The 16,362-nt window shown below is 49.8% G+C and carries 16 protein-coding genes; 7 read left to right on the top strand and 9 right to left on the bottom strand.

Annotation, left to right across the window (positions count from 1 at the left end):
* Positions 1 to 26 precede the first annotated feature (26 nt).
* From ACKFKF_RS01545 to aroA, 4 genes are read right to left on the bottom strand one after another with little or no spacing between them, the layout of a single operon-like run.
* Complete coding sequence (locus ACKFKF_RS01545) at positions 27 to 359, bottom strand: element excision factor XisI family protein (RefSeq protein ID WP_446866059.1); 333 nt, start codon at positions 357 to 359, stop codon at positions 27 to 29.
* Positions 332 to 766: a XisH family protein gene (locus ACKFKF_RS01540; protein WP_446866058.1), complete on the bottom strand. Its 435-nt coding sequence runs from the start codon at positions 764 to 766 to the stop codon at positions 332 to 334. The genes ACKFKF_RS01545 and ACKFKF_RS01540 overlap by 28 nt, the downstream gene beginning before the upstream one ends.
* Positions 703 to 1,002 carry a type II toxin-antitoxin system HicB family antitoxin gene (locus ACKFKF_RS01535; RefSeq protein ID WP_446866057.1) on the bottom strand — a complete coding sequence of 100 codons (300 nt, stop codon included), beginning with the start codon at positions 1,000 to 1,002 and terminating at the stop codon, positions 703 to 705. The genes ACKFKF_RS01540 and ACKFKF_RS01535 overlap by 64 nt, the downstream gene beginning before the upstream one ends.
* Before the next feature lie 20 nt (positions 1,003 to 1,022).
* Complete coding sequence (gene aroA / locus ACKFKF_RS01530) at positions 1,023 to 2,375, bottom strand: 3-phosphoshikimate 1-carboxyvinyltransferase (RefSeq protein WP_446866056.1); 1,353 nt, start codon at positions 2,373 to 2,375, stop codon at positions 1,023 to 1,025.
* Between the two features lie 98 nt (positions 2,376 to 2,473).
* On the opposite strand from aroA, the gene ACKFKF_RS01525 reads away from it, so the two are divergent.
* Positions 2,474 to 3,001 (top strand): hypothetical protein, encoded by a 528-nt coding sequence (locus ACKFKF_RS01525; RefSeq protein WP_446856632.1) that lies wholly within the window; start codon positions 2,474 to 2,476, stop codon positions 2,999 to 3,001.
* A gap of 186 nt (positions 3,002 to 3,187) precedes the next feature.
* Here ACKFKF_RS01525 and ACKFKF_RS01520 read toward each other — a convergent pair whose 3' ends face one another.
* Together ACKFKF_RS01520 and priA are read right to left on the bottom strand one after the other, a co-directional pair.
* On the bottom strand, positions 3,188 to 4,795 hold the full coding sequence (locus ACKFKF_RS01520; protein ID WP_446866139.1) for an iron uptake porin: 1,608 nt from the start codon (positions 4,793 to 4,795) through the stop codon (positions 3,188 to 3,190).
* 444 nt (positions 4,796 to 5,239) lie between these two features.
* Positions 5,240 to 7,696, bottom strand: coding sequence for a primosomal protein N' (gene priA, locus ACKFKF_RS01515; RefSeq protein WP_446866055.1), 2,457 nt, complete (start codon positions 7,694 to 7,696; stop codon positions 5,240 to 5,242).
* A 797-nt stretch (positions 7,697 to 8,493) separates the two neighbouring features.
* Here priA and ACKFKF_RS01510 point away from each other — a divergent pair.
* Positions 8,494 to 9,711, top strand: a complete 1,218-nt coding sequence (locus ACKFKF_RS01510) for an RNA polymerase sigma factor, RpoD/SigA family (protein WP_446866054.1) — start codon at positions 8,494 to 8,496, stop codon at positions 9,709 to 9,711.
* A gap of 410 nt (positions 9,712 to 10,121) precedes the next feature.
* Here ACKFKF_RS01510 and ACKFKF_RS01505 read toward each other — a convergent pair whose 3' ends face one another.
* On the bottom strand, positions 10,122 to 10,397 hold the full coding sequence (locus ACKFKF_RS01505) for a hypothetical protein (RefSeq protein WP_446866053.1): 276 nt from the start codon (positions 10,395 to 10,397) through the stop codon (positions 10,122 to 10,124).
* Positions 10,398 to 10,540: 143 nt separating this feature from the next.
* Between ACKFKF_RS01505 and ACKFKF_RS01500 the strand changes: the two genes are divergently transcribed.
* The 3 genes from ACKFKF_RS01500 to ACKFKF_RS01490 all read left to right on the top strand — a co-directional run bounded on the left by ACKFKF_RS01500 (position 10,541) and on the right by ACKFKF_RS01490 (position 12,084).
* Entirely contained in the window at positions 10,541 to 11,038 is a 498-nt protein-coding gene (locus tag ACKFKF_RS01500) for an N-acetyltransferase family protein (protein WP_446866052.1), read from the top strand.
* 77 nt (positions 11,039 to 11,115) lie between these two features.
* Positions 11,116 to 11,322, top strand: a complete 207-nt coding sequence (locus ACKFKF_RS01495; RefSeq protein WP_446856628.1) for a glycogen debranching protein — start codon at positions 11,116 to 11,118, stop codon at positions 11,320 to 11,322.
* Between the two features lie 84 nt (positions 11,323 to 11,406).
* Positions 11,407 to 12,084, top strand: a complete 678-nt coding sequence (locus ACKFKF_RS01490) for a potassium channel family protein (protein WP_446866051.1) — start codon at positions 11,407 to 11,409, stop codon at positions 12,082 to 12,084.
* 240 nt (positions 12,085 to 12,324) lie between these two features.
* Here ACKFKF_RS01490 and ACKFKF_RS01485 read toward each other — a convergent pair whose 3' ends face one another.
* Complete coding sequence (locus tag ACKFKF_RS01485) at positions 12,325 to 13,914, bottom strand: cation:proton antiporter (protein ID WP_446866050.1); 1,590 nt, start codon at positions 13,912 to 13,914, stop codon at positions 12,325 to 12,327.
* Between the two features lie 149 nt (positions 13,915 to 14,063).
* On the opposite strand from ACKFKF_RS01485, the gene ACKFKF_RS01480 reads away from it, so the two are divergent.
* Positions 14,064 to 15,338, top strand: a complete 1,275-nt coding sequence (locus ACKFKF_RS01480; protein ID WP_446866049.1) for an acetylornithine/succinylornithine family transaminase — start codon at positions 14,064 to 14,066, stop codon at positions 15,336 to 15,338.
* A gap of 87 nt (positions 15,339 to 15,425) precedes the next feature.
* Positions 15,426 to 15,662, top strand: a complete 237-nt coding sequence (gene rpmB / locus ACKFKF_RS01475) for a 50S ribosomal protein L28 (protein WP_446856624.1) — start codon at positions 15,426 to 15,428, stop codon at positions 15,660 to 15,662.
* 431 nt (positions 15,663 to 16,093) lie between these two features.
* On the opposite strand, the gene ACKFKF_RS01470 is transcribed toward rpmB, so the two are convergent.
* Positions 16,094 to 16,351, bottom strand: a complete 258-nt coding sequence (locus ACKFKF_RS01470) for a hypothetical protein (protein WP_446866048.1) — start codon at positions 16,349 to 16,351, stop codon at positions 16,094 to 16,096.
* Positions 16,352 to 16,362 lie beyond the last annotated feature (11 nt).

The following is a 16,362-nucleotide window of genomic DNA, read 5'->3' as shown; positions in this document are numbered from 1 at the left end:
CGATCGCTTGCAATATTCTCTTGTCGCTAGACGATCGCAAACTCGCTAAATTGTCTGACAAAGGGTGATCGAAAATTTAGGACGATCGCTGACTTAGGTACACCTCGCTCTACCAGCTGTTGAGCAATTCCTGATTCGGTAAAGTCACGTTGAATCAAGAGTTTGCCATCTTTAATATCAACATGAATTGGACAAGCATAAATTCGCTTTTCACCTTCCCAGCCAAGGCGCAGTAGCTGATAGTGATCGTTCTCGGCATCAAAGATAAGCTGTGTTTCAAGAGACTCGTCATTGACTGGATGGCTTGCATGTTCTTTCAACAAATCTATGATTAACTGTCTGTAGGTTGATTTTTCCATTGTTCGATCGTCTCCTGGGCAGGATTAAAAATAATTAGATTTAGTTGATAAGCTTCTACCGCTTGCTGAATGAATTCATCGACAAAAAACTCTAGATAAGCGTCTTCTGGAATCGCCAAATACAAGGTTCGTTCTGACTCTAGTTTTTCTAGTGCCAATCGATAATTTAGGAACTGACCCAAAGCCAAGTGAAATTCATGAATTGCAGACAATCCCAAAAAGCTTTTGATCTCAACCGCGATTTTTTTCCCACTGCGTTCAGCAGCCAAGAGCTTTTCTGCTCCTAAATCGACATACATCGCAATCTGGGGAGAAGCTTTGATATAAAGGGGGTCAGCCGTAATCAGCCATCCGTCCTTTTCGAGGGCTGACCGAACAGCCTTGTGAAAAACATCTTTTGCAGACATTTGCCGCCCTCAAACACCTTCTCAAATCCCATTTTAAGCGTCTCGCCTTTGACAAAGCTCTCGGCGATATATGAAGTAATTTTACTCAGTTCGTTTATAATTAAGGACTCCAACGCTTCGATCCCATTAGCAACCGCAGACTCGTAAGTGTCACCATGAGTCCGCCAGCGCTGCCTCGGAAAATCAGGAAACCCGACCAAAAAACAGTCGTCCTCATCAGACCATTGAATCATCATCGGACACTTCAATTTCACCGTTATTCACCGATCGCTCTCTTCAGCGTCTCCACAAATTCAGGGTAAGAAACGGCCGCAGCTTCGGCGCGATGAATCGTGGTCGTGCCCTGGGCGTTGAGCGCGGCGATCGCTAGACTCATAGCAATCCGATGATCGGTAAAGCTGTCTACTTCGGTTCCAGTTAGGGATCTTTCGCCAACAACTTCCATGCCGTCGGGCAGTTCGGTAATGCTGGCTCCCATCAGATTGAGTTGAGTGGCCATGACGGAGATGCGATCGCTCTCTTTGACGCGCAGTTCTTCAGCATCGCGGATGACAGTCGTTCCCTTGGCAAACGTAGCAGCGACGGCCAAAATCGGGATTTCGTCAATCAAGCGAGGAATCAAGTCCCCGGCGATCGTGCAGCCTTTTAACGAACTGTGACGCACCCGCAAATCTGCCACAGGTTCCCCCGCCACTTCGCGCTGATTTTCGAGAGTGATGTCTGCGCCCATCTGTTCCAAGGCTTCCAGAATTCCGGTGCGAGTCGGATTTACGCCCACATTCTCGATCGTCAACTCAGAACCGGGCACGATCGCCGCCGCCACTAGCCAAAACGCCGCAGAACTGATGTCACCGGGCACGATCACCATTTGTCCCTTGAGTCGAGCCTGTCCCGTCACGGTCACACTGTTGGTATCTGGATCGACGCTGAGATCTGCGCCAAACGATCGTAGCATTCGTTCGCTATGGTCACGAGACAGGGCCGGTTCCGTTACGGTCGTTTGGCCCTCGGTCATCAGCCCCGCCAAGAGAATGCAGGATTTGACCTGAGCAGAGGCGATCGGAGAATGATAGTGAATCGGCTTTAACGCCCGTCCTCGAATCGCCAACGGTGCCAGAGAATCGTCTTTGCGACCCCAAATCTGGGCACCCATTTTCTGAAGCGGTTTGACCACACGAGACATGGGCCGCGATCGAATCGAAGCATCGCCCGTCACCGTAAAAAAACGCCCCGGTTGAGCGGCCAAAATCCCTAACATCAGGCGAGTCGTCGTCCCAGAATTGCCCGTATCCAACACATTCAAAGGTTCTTGTAGGTTGCCTGATCCAACGCCTCTAACCCGCACTTCATCAGAATTGAGATCCGAAATCTCTGCCCCCATCGCCCGAAAGCAACTTGCCGTACTGCGCGGATCTTCTCCCAACAGCAATCCCTGAATGATCGTTTCCCCCTCAGCCAGCGCGCCCAACATCAACGATCGATGAGAAATCGACTTATCGCCCGGAATGCGAATTTTCCCGTGTAATGGTTGACCAGAGCGCGATCGGTGAATGATCAAATCATGCTGTTCGTTTGTAATTTTAAGCGCGATCGCGGTATGAGTTGCCATAGGAATCAGCTAGACTGGGCATCGGATTGCGTTGTTATCGTACCGCTTTCTGAAAAGTTTTGAATGAGATCTACGTCCCACTCCTCACTCCTCACCTCATGCTGACCCATCACCGCAAACCCGTTCACCTTTCGATCGTTTCGACGGACTTGCCCGTATGGACAGACATACAGACGATCGGCACCCTCTATCAAAAAGACCAAGAACGCTTTCACGTTTTGCTAACTGAGCCGAGAGTTTTGGAATCCAGAGAAATTCGACACGACGCTTTTGCAAATCGAGCGTTAGAAAATCCTCAACTCGTTGCGCCTCCCATGCCGACCCCTCGTTTGCTGTGGCTCGAAATTTCGCCCTACCGCGTCACAATGACCATGCAGGGAGACGGCAAGCTGAGTTATCGCCACCTGTGGGAGCGTGGAGTTTATGGGATGACTCGCTATTGGCTTCAAGGTAGTCAAATTAGACAGGGCAGCCAGATCAAGCTCCGCAACTATACCCGCAGTCTGCATCTAGATGGCTATCCTATCCCTGAGCAGTTGAGATTGGAATATGAGCTTTGGGCCGACCAGACTCAGCTAGGGTGCTACGTGCTGAACTTGGAAATTGACAACGATGGAGACGGCTGAATTTTAGACGGGAACTGATGAAGTTCTTTGGCTGCGTTTTCTGAATCTCTTGCGCCTCACCTCCCCAATTCTGAGGGATTCTAAGACAAGGATTCCTGAGCAAATCACATTAAAAAAGCTAGAAGCCGCGAGGAAGTCCCCATGACTTCTAGCTTTAACTAATAATGAACAGTAGATTTGTTGGATTTAGAACGTGAACGTCGCTCTCACCGTACCAATCACCACATCTTCGTTATCGCTATTGTGATCGGGAGCCGTTAACCAAACCACTCCAGGCGTGATCGCAATGTTGTCGTTGAGTCGATATTGGTAAAAGCCTTCGATGTGCAGCGAGGTGTCACGATCGCGCGCAAATCCCCCACTCGCCGACGTAACTTTGGGTTCTTGACCGACGATGATTCCGGCCAGGTTGCCTTTTTTGCCCAAATCAGGGAGCGCCAAACCGACTTGCCAGTTCCAGATGTCAAAGTCGCCTCTGAGTCCAGAAAGAGTACGAGCATTGGTGTAGCCCACAGAGCCGTTCAATACAAACTGCGGACTGAGTTGAAAGGAAGCACTCACCCCATAGGCGTTGGCTGACGTTGGGAGTCCGGTGGCTTCTCTAAAGTTTGCCAAGGTGCTGCCGACGCTGCCGTTTGCACTGAAGTCGTTGTTGTAAGCGTGAATGTAAGTCAATCCGACCCCCAGTTTGTCGCTGGGCTTAAAGGTGAGTTGCGCGATCGCTCCATACGCCCCATTAAATAAACCTGACCCACTGGTAGGAGTGGCCGGATCGTTTGCCAAGTAGCCCAAGCTGAGTTCTAATTGCTCACCAAAGGCGTGTCTGATGCCTAATCCCGCTCCGTTTACCAGGTAGTAAATGGAATTGCGAGAGCCAAAATGGGTCAAAGCGCCCGTCGCGCCATCTCCATCTAAAAAGGGATTGAGGGTATCGGTAAAGTCGTCGATCGCCCCTGCATTAGCTTCGATCGTAACGGTGGTTTTTTCGCCCAGCGGGAACTGATACAACAGGGCATCCACGCCCACTTCGTTGTTGCCTTCTCCAGCAAAACGGAAACTGCCTTCGCGGGTGAGCAGGTCGCCATTGTCTCTTGCGGCGGGTAATGCGGCCAAATTGCTGGCTTGCAGTCGCGTTCTCAGCAGATCTTTGCCCGTGAAGCTGGTGTCAAAGTTTAAGCGGACGCGATCGCCCAAAATCGTATTCTTTGAGACTTCTCGACCGTTAATCGTCTCGCCACTAGCAACGCCTGCAATGCCAATGACCACTTCCCCGTTGAGTTTGGTGGTGGTCGAAAACTGTTGCTTTTCTAACGTGGTCGTTCTAGCTTCGAGCGCATCGACTCGACCTCGCAAGGTCGCCAATTCAGCAGCAAATTCTTCTTGGAGTTTTTGCAAAGTCGCCAGGTCTTCTTTTTTGACCAGATCGGCCGTGGAGGCAGCGATTAGCTCATTGACGCGATCGAGACACGCATTCACCCCAGCCGCAAATTCGTAACGAGTCAGGGCCCGATTGCCGCGATAGGTTTTGTCAGGGTAGCCCGCAATACAGCCATAGCGCTCAACCAGGGATTGCAACGCCTGAAACGCCCAATCTGTCGGACGCACATCTGACAGTTGAGAAACGGAGGTCACTTGAGAAAGGGCAGTCGGTTCGCTCTGACTCAATTCGGCAACAGAGGATTGAACATCGCTACCAGGTGCCTGACTTTGAGCCGCCGCACTGGAGGCAACCGTCAAGCTAGCGACCAAAACAAGCGGATTGAGCCACAAAGCTTGAGAGAAAATTTTTGACATATTCATCCTAGGCTCACACCAATTTAACTTTTTAGGACAACGCTCTACCCGCAAAATCGCAGTCTGACAGGCAGAATACAGTAATGATAACCATTATCACCTAGAGTATTCTACAAGCGCTCGTCTCTAATTGTCTTATTACGGTTCAGATAAGGTTGTCAAGGTTTTTGCAATTCATTCTCAAATAGCTGACATCACTTTGATGAGTTCTACTGAAAAGTTAGACACGGAAGATTGAGAGATTAAGAAGAATGCCAAAAATAAGGCGCTAAAGCCCCCTGGGGGGTATTGACAGAATTCTCATCAATGTTGCTCTTAACCAGGATTTTGTTGCAGAAAGGTTTTTCCACTTCGTTGGTTAAAGCTTCAGATTCACGTTAATCACAGAGAATTATCCCTGGAAGGTATATTAATGCGGAGCGAGAAAGTTGGAGGAAGTCTAAGTCACATCAGGTTCATGGGGTCGATATCAATCGTGAGACTGACATTAGACCCACAGAGCGATCGCAGTTCGTCTAGATCGGGCATGACGGGGGCGACGGTCTGAGAAAACTTCAGCAAAATTCGCCAGCGATAGCGTCCGGCAACTCTGAGAATAGTAGCGGGGGCTGGCCCCAAAAGTTCGTAGTCTTGCGATCGCGATAGGGTTTGGGCAACTCGTTCGGCGGCTTTTTGCACGACCGCAGGATTCATCGCACTAAAGCGCAACAGCGCCAGTTTGCCATAGGGAGGATAGTTGAGGGTCGATCGCTGCTCCAGTTCGGAGGTGACAAACGGTTCGTATTCATGCCGCTGTACCGCTTCGATCACGGGATGTTCGGGCGCGTAGGTTTGCAAGATCACTCGTCCAGGTTCGTCGCCTCGTCCGGCTCGTCCTGCTACCTGTAACAACGTTTGAAAGGCTCGCTCGCTGGCTCGAAAGTCTTGCAGATTGAGTAATCCGTCAGCAGCAATAATGCCTACTAGCGTGACTTGCGGCAGATCAATCCCTTTAGTAAGCATTTGAGTCCCGACTAGAAGATCGGCTTCTCCTTGAGCAAATTTGGTTAGCAGGGCCCGATGTGCGCCTTTGTTGCGAGTGGTATCGCTGTCAAATCGGATGACTCTAATATCTGGAAACTGCCGCACCAACGCTTGAGCAACTTTTTGAGTGCCACTGCCAAAATTTTTGAAGTAGGGAGATCCACAGTCTGGGCAGGCTGACGGCTGAGAAGCGACATGATTGCAATAGTGACAGCGTAAAAGCGGCCGCGCCTCAGCGTGAACGTGGTGGTATGAAAGCGACACATCGCAGTTGGGACAATCCATCACATAGCCACAGCTTCGACAAGAAACAAAGGTACTGTGGCCGCGCCGATGAATAAAGAGTAAGCCCTGCTGTCCGGTTTCCTGAAGCTGACTTAGAGCGGTTTGCAGCGATCGACTAAAGATAGAGCCATTTCGCTCCCGCAGTTCTTGACGCATATCGACGACTTCGATCGCAGGCATGGGTCGATCGTAAACGCGCTTGGGTAAAGACAGATAGCGAGAATTAGCGGCTTGCGATAACCCTTTGGCCATAACCCAGGATTCTAGAGAGGGCGTGGCTGAACCCAAAATCAACGGACAGTTTTCTAGCTGGGCGCGCCATTGGGCAACCGTTCGAGCGTGGTAACAGGGAGCGGGCTGGTCTTGTTTGAAGCTGGAGTCATGTTCTTCGTCCAGAATGATCAGGCTCAACTTAGGAAGCGGGGCGAAAATTGCAGAACGGGTGCCGATCGCCACTTGAGGGTTGCCTGTGAGCATTTGTCGCCAGGTGTCATAGCGTTCTCCTTCGGACAATCCACTGTGATAGACGCAGACTCGATCGCCAAATCTGGCTCGAAAGCGATCGGTCAGTTGGGGAGTCAGCCCAATCTCAGGCACCAGAACCAAAGCCGATTCTCCTCGCTCTAGAATGGGAGCGATCGCTTGCAGGTAGACTTCTGTTTTCCCTGATCCGGTCACTCCATGCAGCAAAATTTCGGTAAATTCTTGACACTGCTGAATCTGTTGGAGAACGGTGATTTGATCGGAAGTTAGCGCACGCGATCGGTCTTCATCGCTCAAGATGCCGCGATCGGTTCTCAAAACTTCTCTGGGCTGGATGACTAAATAGCCTTTGCGCTCCAGCGTTTTTAGCACCGAGGAACTGACGTGACACTGTTGCAAAAATTCATTGAGCCAGGCCTCACCCCCCTGTCGCTTGAGTAGGTCTAAAATCTCGCTTTGGCGGGGAGTCAGTTCACAACTATCTTCGGCGACGAGGGTGACCGCCTGTTTTAGCTTAGGACGCACTGCGCTCGGAGGCAGCAAATAGCTTTCGACCAGCCCTTTTTTGAGCAGTTCTTGTAATCCTCGACTCGCGCCAGACACCTGCCGTTGGAGATGTACCCAGGAATAGTCGCCTGTCTTACTGTCGTTGAGCAAGTCTAAAATCTGCTGTGCGGTTCCGGTCAGCATTCCTGCATTGGCTTCTCTGACTCGGTGAATTCTACGCTGCGATCGCATCAACAACCCTGGCGGCAGCGCCACTTTGACGACCTGCATCAGCGAAGTGTGATAGTAATGTGCGACGCGATCGAGCAGTTGCCAGTAGGTCGGCGCAAAAAACCCTGGACTGACGATCGACTCCACAGTGCGAATTTGGGCCGCATCAAGATCAGGCGGAGTGGTCAAGAGTCGAATCGCGATCGCCCCCACCTGTTGAGGCCCAAAAGGCACACTCAAGATGTCACCCGTTTGTACTGAGAGGTCGATCGGCAGCCGATAGGTATAGAGTCCTTGCGCTCCGGGACAATCGACCAGCACCTCAACCCAGCGATCGGGGCAATAAGTTCCTTCAGATTCAGCCAATACTAAAAGCGGTGCGGGATTAGACATAATCGATCATCCGATGCAGAGAGCGCTAATTCGTCAGTCACTAGTGATAGAAAAACTTAACAGGCTCAAATTCAGGGTTCTCTAAGAGGCGTTATTTAAGCTGCAATGTCTGGGAAAAACCGCAGGAAGTAGTTCAAACGATCTCCTTAATTTTAGCGAGTGTATTGGTAGAGTCAGGGGCGCTTTACCTCTCTTCAGCCCAAGAGATGATAAGACTACCAGATAAATTCAAAAAATAACCATCGGATTTTCCCACTATCGGTAGAGATGTAAACCCGATCGGGTATGAGAGTCTGTTATGACAGCCAAAAGCAGATTCCTCTTCTCAATTATTTTGTTGTGAAGACTACAGAAACTTAGGTGATCGTTGCTGAGATCTCTTGCAGATTACCTATCGTGCGATCGCTGGTTTCTGTCTTCTACAAAAGGTTGGTTTAGGCTGCGTCGGCGGCAGAATTTTCTAACCTTTGTTAGGGTATTCATACCGTTCCTGAAACAAAAGCTGTAAATGGTTTCAAGCAACCAAATTTAGAGTATCACTGACTTCAAAATCTTAATTCTGGGAGGACATTTGAAGCCAATTTCAACTTATTTGAAGACAGGACTCTTCATTTTCTTCACTTTCTTCAGATAGAACCTTTGCTGTTCGATCACTCCAAATTGGCTCCCAATCTCAGTCGTTATTTGAGTTTTTTCGGGATGTCGTCTCCGCACTTTAAGCGCCTGAATCTCTGTTCAAGCGGTCTGAAGTTGCCCCTTCAAGTATTCAGTAAACCCCCCATTGATATTGCATTCTTATGAACGAACAAAGAAACAGTTCTAACACAGGAATCCTCTCTGATCGTGAGTTGGACTTTGCAATGGACGTGACTGAGTTAGATTCAGTTGACTCCCTACAAATGGAAGGAGATGCTGACTTTTCTGGTGCGCCTATTGTCGAAATTGAAGAACCGGATCTTTCGGAGTTAGATGAGGTTGCCGAAATTATCGGAGAAGAACCCGCTTCTGAGGAAACCGAAATTGATCAAATTGCCAGCGCTCGATCGTCAGGATACAGCAAGACGATCGCGGATGATGCGGTGGGCGCTTTTTTCAAAGAGATGGCCCGCTATCCGCTTCTTAAAGCAGACGAAGAAGTGGAACTGGCCCGACGGGTGCAGTATCTGGTCGAGATTGAGGAAGTGCAGCGCCATCTTTATCAAGATTTGGGGCGGATTCCATCCAAGCACGACATTGCTACAAAGGTGGGGCTGACCGAACGGCAGCTAGACCATCGCCTTCATCGCAGTCGGGTCGCCAAACGTAAGATGATCCGATCGAACCTGCGGCTGGTGGTGTCGATCGCCAAGCGTTATTTGAACCGTGGTGTCCCGTTTCTAGATCTGATTCAAGAAGGTGCTTTGGGGCTAAATCGGGCGACTGAGAAGTTTGATCCCGATAAGGGCTATAAGTTTTCGACCTACGCTTATTGGTGGATTCGTCAGGGGATCACGCGCACGATCGCCAATGATGCCCGCACGATTCGCCTGCCGATTCACATCGTCGAAAAGCTGAACAAGCTGAAGAAGGCTCACCGTGAATTAAAGCGGGAACTGAGCCGCAATCCGACCGAGGCAGAACTGGCGCGATCGCTAGAGTTGACCGTTGAGCAGTTACAGCATCTTCAACAGGTGCGTCGTCAGTCGCTCTCGCTCAATCATCGGGTCGGCAAAGGGGAAGACACAGAGCTAATGGATCTGCTGGAGGACGGCGATACTCAATCTCCGGAGTCTCAAATGAGCGAGACGATGCTGCGGCAAGAGATCTGGGATGTTTTGGGTAATGTGCTGACTCAACGTGAAAAGGACATCATTTCTCTACGCTATGGGCTGACGACGAGTAAGCCTTGCACGCTAGAAGAAGTGGGCGGCATGTTTAATTTGTCACGGGAGCGGGTGCGGCAAATCCAAAGTAAGGCGATGCGGAAACTGCGGCGGCCCCAGATTGCAGAACGGCTTAAGGAATGGTTGGGATAGGGATGAGGGATGAGGGATGAGGGATGAGAAAGAACTAAAAACTGCACTTATCCTTTGTCCTTTGTCTCTTGCGTCATTAGAAGGACTTGAATTTTTATCAGAAAAATGGGTCTAAAACCCTGTCCTTTAGCGAAGCGGAGGACGGCTTTAAGCTACAATGCAGAAGGTCACTGACCCGCCCGGATTTAAGATACTCCAAAACAAATAACAAGGTTGAAAGTCCTGTCAGAGTTGCGATCAGAAATAGGGGAAGCAGAAAGGGCAACGGTGAATCCGACCCTGGAAGCAAACAAGTGTTTTACTTGTGCGTACAAAACGAAAAAGTCGCCACAGGGCATTGGGAGACTCTAAACGGACGCTGAGACAGAGTAAGACTACTTCGGTAGCGTCAGTCGGTGAAGCGTTAAGAATCACCGTTCCTTTATGGCGGTGAGTATGTCAAGGGATGAATTCGCTCTCAACTGAAAGGTTGAGCTACGAAGTGATAGCGCTTTGAGAATTTTTCTCCGTCGATCCACTTCAGAACTCGATCGTTGCGGCTCAAAACAGAAACATTGCCGCTCAGAACTCGATCGTTCCGGTTCAGAACAGAAACATTGCAGTTCAAAACTCGATCGTTGCGGTTCAAAACAGAAACATTGCCGCTCAGAACTCGATCGTTCCGCTTTGTAAACTGCTCGTTCCATAATTGACTGACAACACTGACAACAATGGAGGCTTAAGCGCTGTATCAGTCAACCAGATTTTCTAAAGTACATTTAGAATTCAAAGCGTTTCTGAAGTAATGTGAGCAGAGCGCTTTCGTTTTGGATTCAACTCAAAATTATTCATGTCAGACACAAGCTCTTTTACGATTCGATCGGCTAATTCTACCGATGTCCTGGCAATTTTCTCGCTGATTCGAGCGCTGGCAGACTACGAAAACCTGTCTGATGCGGTCACGGGCAGTTCTGAAATGCTGGCAGAACATTTATTTGGATCTCGACCTTGTGTAGAAGCGATCGTTGCCCAATCTTCGGAGCAAATTATTGGCTTTGCGCTGTTTTTTCCCAACTATTCCACGTTCTTGACAAAGCCGGGATTGTATCTAGAAGACCTGTTTGTTTTGCCAGACTATCGAGGCAAGGGAATTGGGAAAGCGCTGCTGTCTCATCTCGCTCAGTTAGCAATCTCTCGTGATTATGGGCGATTGGAATGGAGCGTCTTGGACTGGAACGAACCCTCGATCGCCTTTTATCAGCGCATGGGTGCCACAGTTCTTCCAGACTGGCGAATCTGTCGAGTCACAGGGGAAGCGATCGCCAAAATGGCCAATGAGAATCCTTAAGAGACTCCAGCTAATTTAATTTTCAGGCCCCCTGTCCTGTAGAACCAGAGAATCGGGAGTTTTGGGAGGAAGCGATCGTGGCAATTTGGGTAAACGAACAGGTCGATCCGGGTGGACTGCTCTACGCATGTATTGCTTGCTGTGACGAAACTCAAGCCCAGCAGTGTCACCAATCTTTTGAAGAAAATCTGACCGACACACAAAAAGCGACAGGCTGGACGGCTCGAATTCGCATCGTCGAGTCCTGGGACGAAGTGCCCGTCAACGCCCTCAAATTAGATTGAGTCAAATTGATTGAGTCAAAAAATTCTCTCTGCGCCATTCTCTGAGATCTCTTAACTTATAGAGAAGTTTTCAGAGGGTTTGTCATGTACGTACTCATCGGGGGCGCAGGCTTGATTGGGCTGAGTTTGGCGCAAAAGCTAGTCGAGCTAGGACACACGATCGCCCTGATTGACATTGATCCCGCCGCCTGTCGGTATGCTCGCGAACAACTGGGCGTAATGGCATTTGAGGGCAGTGCCGTTTCAACCGAGGTGCTGATCGAAGCGGGAATTCGCAAAGCCGACGCGCTGGCCGCCGTGTTGCGAGACGATGCGCTCAATCTGGCAATGGTGACGCTTTCTAGACATTACGGAGTGCCTCACATTTTGGTGAGAATGCGCCATCGCGACTTTGCAGAGCCTTATCGCTTTGCAGGAGCGACCCATGTGATCAACGCGATCGACCTCGCCGTTTCCACAATGGTCAACGTCATCGAATATCCCGAAGTCGAGTCGATGATGCACTTTGAGCAAGGTCAGATCGAAGTCGTCAAACTTGCCATCTCCGCAAACTGCAATGTGGTCGGTCGCAGTCTCGCCGAAGTCGCCCAAGATCCCAAGTTTCCCACAGGTTCGCTAATCATCGGCTACCAACCCCAAGCGCACATGGACTTAATGATCCCCAACGGCAGCACAGTTTTAGACCCCGAATCGACGGTGCTAATTGCCACCAAACCAGGAGCCATGCACGAGATTATCGACTTCATTCAAAAATGCGTTTAGCATCCATTTGATGGAGTTTTTTCGCTCCGTTTTAGTCGCCTTCAGCTCCCTAGATCCCCAAAAATTAGAGGACTTTGAACCTCGGCAATTTCTTTGAATCTTGAAAACTTTGAATGTTGAAAGTTCTCTTCTCAACTCTCAAAGTCCCCAGAATTGCGGGATTTAGGGGGCTACCAGGATCTACAACCGAAGCGAACAATTTCATCGAGGCCAGGTATATTTGACCGTCTTCGAGTAGATTTAATCGTCTTCTAGCGTCAAGAGTTGTTCATCGATCGCCTTCAACCTCGATCGCACCACTTCTTCTGAAAGAATTCGCTTGCGAAGGGCATCATTGAGCGCATTTTTCTCAGCGAGCAACAATCGACGGCGCACGGCTTCAAATCGAGTACTTGTCTCCAAATTGGAGAATTTATCCTCACGACGATTATAAAAGTCACGGAGCGATCGTTCTGCCGCCGCCACTTTGACCTGATAGCCCGATCGCATCTCTTCGTAAATCGATTTGGGCAAAACGCCGCCTTTGAGCAAGGCATCTAATTCTTCTTGCGCGGCTTTTGAGGTCATCAGTTGAGACTGCAATCCCTCGATCCACTGCTGAGACTCAGACGTGTGAGACAACTTTAATCGCTGTACCAGCCACGGCAAACTAACTCCCTGCCCGACCAGTGAGAGCAAAACAGTACCAAAGACGATCGCGATCAAAAATTCACGTCCCACCAGAGAAGATGGCAAACTCAGAGCCAGCGCCATTGAGAGCGATCCTTTGATGTTGCCCAAAAACAAAACGTGCTGCCAGCGAAAGGGAATGGGGCGATCAAACTTTCCGACCACCGCCAACATCGAATACACCGAGAGAAACCGTCCCGTCTGATACGCAAGGACTGCCAAAAGAACCGCAGGCAGCGTCCTCCCCAGAGTCGGCAAATCGATTTCTAGCCCAATCAGCAAAAAGATAAAGGTATTGACCCCAAATCCGGCATACTCCCAGAAGCTCAAAACCGTCACTCGACTAGAGGCAGACACACTGCGAGACAGTTCCAAATTGCCGATCAGCAAGCCTGCAATCACGACCGCAACGACTCCAGACACCCCCAAAAATTGACCAATTTGAAAAGCACTCAGCGCGATCGCCACCGTCAACAAAATGCTGCTTAAAGGGTCATCTTCTGACCGAACATACAGCCCAATTCCCAGATATCCGAGAACGATCCCCACGGCTAACCCACCAACAAGGACGATCGCCAGTTCCCTAAGTCCTTCGATCGCCGTGACGCTGCCCGTATTGTTGAACTTAAGGATCAGCCCAAAAATCACTAGCGCAATCCCGTCGTTAAACAGACTTTCGCCTTCGACGATCGTGATCAACCGCGACGGCACCGACACTTCTTTAAAGACCGCAATTACAGAAACCGTGTCAGTAATCGCCAAAATCACCCCCACCAACAGCGCTGGAATCCACTCCAGACTCAGCCCATATTTCAGCCCGATCGCCGTCACCCCGCAAGAAATCACGACACCGGGGCCAGCCAGCATCAAAATCGGCTTGAGAGTACTTCGCAAACGGCTGATATCCGTGTTGATCGCCGCCTCAAACAACAGAATTGGCAGAAATAAATTAATGATTAGCGAAGAATCCAGTCCAATCCGACGCGGGAGCCACTCAGCGATCGCCAGTCCCGCTACAACCAACCCTGTTACATAGGGCACCCGTAACCGTCGAGACAACAACGCCACGATCGTCGCCACCAGCAGCAACACAATCAGCACCGTCACCAACTCAGAAAATTGCCCCTGATCACCGCCGACGATCGCCATCACTTGTCTCATACACCTCATCTCCTACCTACGGTTCGGTCTCCCTGTCAAAAATCCCTAACACAGACCCCCTATTCTGCGATCCGTTTCTTAAACTAAACTGAGCAGAGGTTTACCCATGACCTCTTGATCAGAATTCTTGCGCTTAAGGAATAAATTCAGTGAGTCCAGACCTCCTAACTCTCCCTACTGTTGCTCCAGTCGCTACTTCCAGCCCTTTCTCTTCGGCTGAGTTTGATGAGTATGTGATGTCAACCTACGGACGCTTCTCACTGACTTTAGAGCGCGGGGCAGGCTGTCGCGTCTGGGACGATCAGGGGCGTGAATACCTCGATTTTGTCGCTGGGATCGCCACCTGTACCCTAGGTCATGCCCATCCTGCAATGGTTGCTGCGGTCACTCAGCAGATCCAAACGCTACACCACGTCTCAAACCTGTACTACATTCCTCAACAAGGAGCGCTGGCCAAGTGGCTGGTCGAGCATTCCTGCGCCGATCGTGCCTTTTTCTGCAATTCGGGAGCCGAAGCGAATGAAGGGGCGATCAAGCTGGCTCGTAAATATGCTCACACGGTTCTCAACATTGAGAATCCCATTATCCTAACGGCTCACGCCAGCTTCCACGGTCGCACCCTCGCCACCATCACCGCCACAGGTCAGCCCAAATATCAGCAAAACTTTAGTCCTCTGGTGCCCGGTTTCCAATATGTCCCCTACAACGACATTGCCGCGCTGGAAGCCACGATCGCGCAACTAGATCAGGGCGATCGTCAAGTCGCTGCCATCTTACTCGAAGGGCTTCAAGGAGAAGGTGGCGTGCGTCCGGGTGATCTCGACTACTTCAAGCGGATTCGCCAAATTTGTGACGAGACGGGCATTTTGCTCATCCTGGACGAGGTACAGGTCGGCATGGGTCGCACAGGGCAACTCTGGGGCTACGAAAATTTGGGCATTGAGCCAGATATTTTCACTGCGGCAAAAGGACTGGGTGGAGGAATCCCGATCGGGGCAATGCTCTGCAAATCTTTCTGTGATGTCTTTAAACCTGGAGATCACGCCAGCACCTTTGGGGGCAATCCGTTTGTCTGTGCTGTGGCGTTGTCGGTGTGTGAAACGATCGAACAAGAAAATCTGTTAAAGAACGCTGAGTATCGAGGCGGACAATTGCGTTTAGGATTGCAAAAGATCGCCAAAAAGTTTCCCACTCTGATTCAAGAAGTGCGCGGCTGGGGATTGATCAACGGGTTAGAACTGAGTGCGGATGCATCATTTACGTCGATCGAGGTGGTCAAAGCAGCGATGAATGAAGGCGTTCTTCTGGTTCCGGCGGGCCCCAAGGTGGTGCGATTTGTGCCTCCGTTGATTGTGACGGCTGAGGAGATTTATCTGGCGCTGAGATCGCTCGATCAAGCCTTCACCGCCCTGACCAAAGCCTGATTTTCTGCAATCCCTTTCACAGCGGGAAAGAACCTGTATAGAATAAGGGACTGTACCCAACCCATCCTACGAACTCGGAGCCAAACAATGTCACGCAAATGCCAACTGACGGGCAAGACTGCCAATAATGGAATGGCGGTTTCTCACTCTCACCGTCGCACCAAAAAGCTGCAAGAAGCCAATTTGCAGTCTAAGAGAGTCTGGTGGCAAGAAGGCAATCGCTGGGTCAAACTGCGCCTTTCGACCAAAGCCATCAAAACGCTTGAGCGCAAGAGTCTCAGTGCTTTTGCTAAAGAAGCCGGGATTGATTTGAGCCGTCTGTAGGGCTTGCAACAGTGCTTGCAACCATTTTATTTTCCTGACTCTGGGGTGGATGAAGTACGTCTGCCCCAGTTTTGATCTATCTATGGCGCTTGACGGGTAGGTTTAGGGCAAAGTCAACCTGTTTGCCTACCGTTCAAAGTAGTTATCTTGTCCAAAATCTATGATTTAACTCAGAAAACTCAATATAGTTAGGACTTCTGCTTAGGATTGGTCAAGATTTTGTTAAGTCAACCCAATTTCTACGGATTCCAAGCTTTTTTTCGTTCAGTTGATCGCTATTTCAAAGCACCTGGGTAATATTGTTCCAACAACCGTAATCCGCTGATCGACTTAAAATAAAATTCAATCCGAGTATGATATTGGCGAGAGCGACTGCTTGATCATGAAAAATTCATCGATTTTGACCTCTTTTCTCCACATCCACTGATTATCTACTGACTGACAATTTCCGTAACTTGCCGGATAGTCAAGCTTTTCTCTAGCAGGTCGCTCACGTAAGTTCCCCGTTGACGATGAGGTTGAGTTATTAAGACAGTAAGAAGATAAGTCAACCAATGTAGAGTTTTGATGAACTCACCGATCGCCCCTTGACTAGATAGCGGGGCAATGTCTGACCATACTGACAGTGCGATCAAATTACTGATTGCTTTACTGATTACTGAATTTTTTTCCTTGACTGTGCGTGCCATCTACTGCTCCG

It is taken from the genome of Phormidesmis sp. 146-12 (assembly GCF_052939495.1).
Note: the sequence above shows the minus strand (reverse complement) of the source record. Positions and strands in the feature narration are given on the sequence as shown.

Excerpts from the sequence above, each read along its gene's own strand:
- ACKFKF_RS01545 (WP_446866059.1), bottom strand. The coding sequence starts at position 359 with ATGGAAAAATCAACCTACAGACAGTTAATCATAGATTTGTTGAAAGAA.
- ACKFKF_RS01540 (WP_446866058.1), bottom strand. The coding sequence starts at position 766 with ATGTCTGCAAAAGATGTTTTTCACAAGGCTGTTCGGTCAGCCCTCGAA.
- ACKFKF_RS01535 (WP_446866057.1), bottom strand. The coding sequence starts at position 1,002 with ATGATGATTCAATGGTCTGATGAGGACGACTGTTTTTTGGTCGGGTTT.
- aroA (WP_446866056.1), bottom strand. The coding sequence starts at position 2,375 with ATGGCAACTCATACCGCGATCGCGCTTAAAATTACAAACGAACAGCAT.
- ACKFKF_RS01525 (WP_446856632.1), top strand. The coding sequence starts at position 2,474 with ATGCTGACCCATCACCGCAAACCCGTTCACCTTTCGATCGTTTCGACG.
- ACKFKF_RS01520 (WP_446866139.1), bottom strand. The coding sequence starts at position 4,795 with ATGTCAAAAATTTTCTCTCAAGCTTTGTGGCTCAATCCGCTTGTTTTG.
- priA (WP_446866055.1), bottom strand. The coding sequence starts at position 7,696 with ATGTCTAATCCCGCACCGCTTTTAGTATTGGCTGAATCTGAAGGAACT.
- ACKFKF_RS01510 (WP_446866054.1), top strand. The coding sequence starts at position 8,494 with ATGAACGAACAAAGAAACAGTTCTAACACAGGAATCCTCTCTGATCGT.
- ACKFKF_RS01505 (WP_446866053.1), bottom strand. The coding sequence starts at position 10,397 with ATGGAACGAGCAGTTTACAAAGCGGAACGATCGAGTTCTGAGCGGCAA.
- ACKFKF_RS01500 (WP_446866052.1), top strand. The coding sequence starts at position 10,541 with ATGTCAGACACAAGCTCTTTTACGATTCGATCGGCTAATTCTACCGAT.
- ACKFKF_RS01490 (WP_446866051.1), top strand. The coding sequence starts at position 11,407 with ATGTACGTACTCATCGGGGGCGCAGGCTTGATTGGGCTGAGTTTGGCG.
- ACKFKF_RS01485 (WP_446866050.1), bottom strand. The coding sequence starts at position 13,914 with ATGAGACAAGTGATGGCGATCGTCGGCGGTGATCAGGGGCAATTTTCT.
- rpmB (WP_446856624.1), top strand. The coding sequence starts at position 15,426 with ATGTCACGCAAATGCCAACTGACGGGCAAGACTGCCAATAATGGAATG.
- ACKFKF_RS01470 (WP_446866048.1), bottom strand. The coding sequence starts at position 16,351 with ATGGCACGCACAGTCAAGGAAAAAAATTCAGTAATCAGTAAAGCAATC.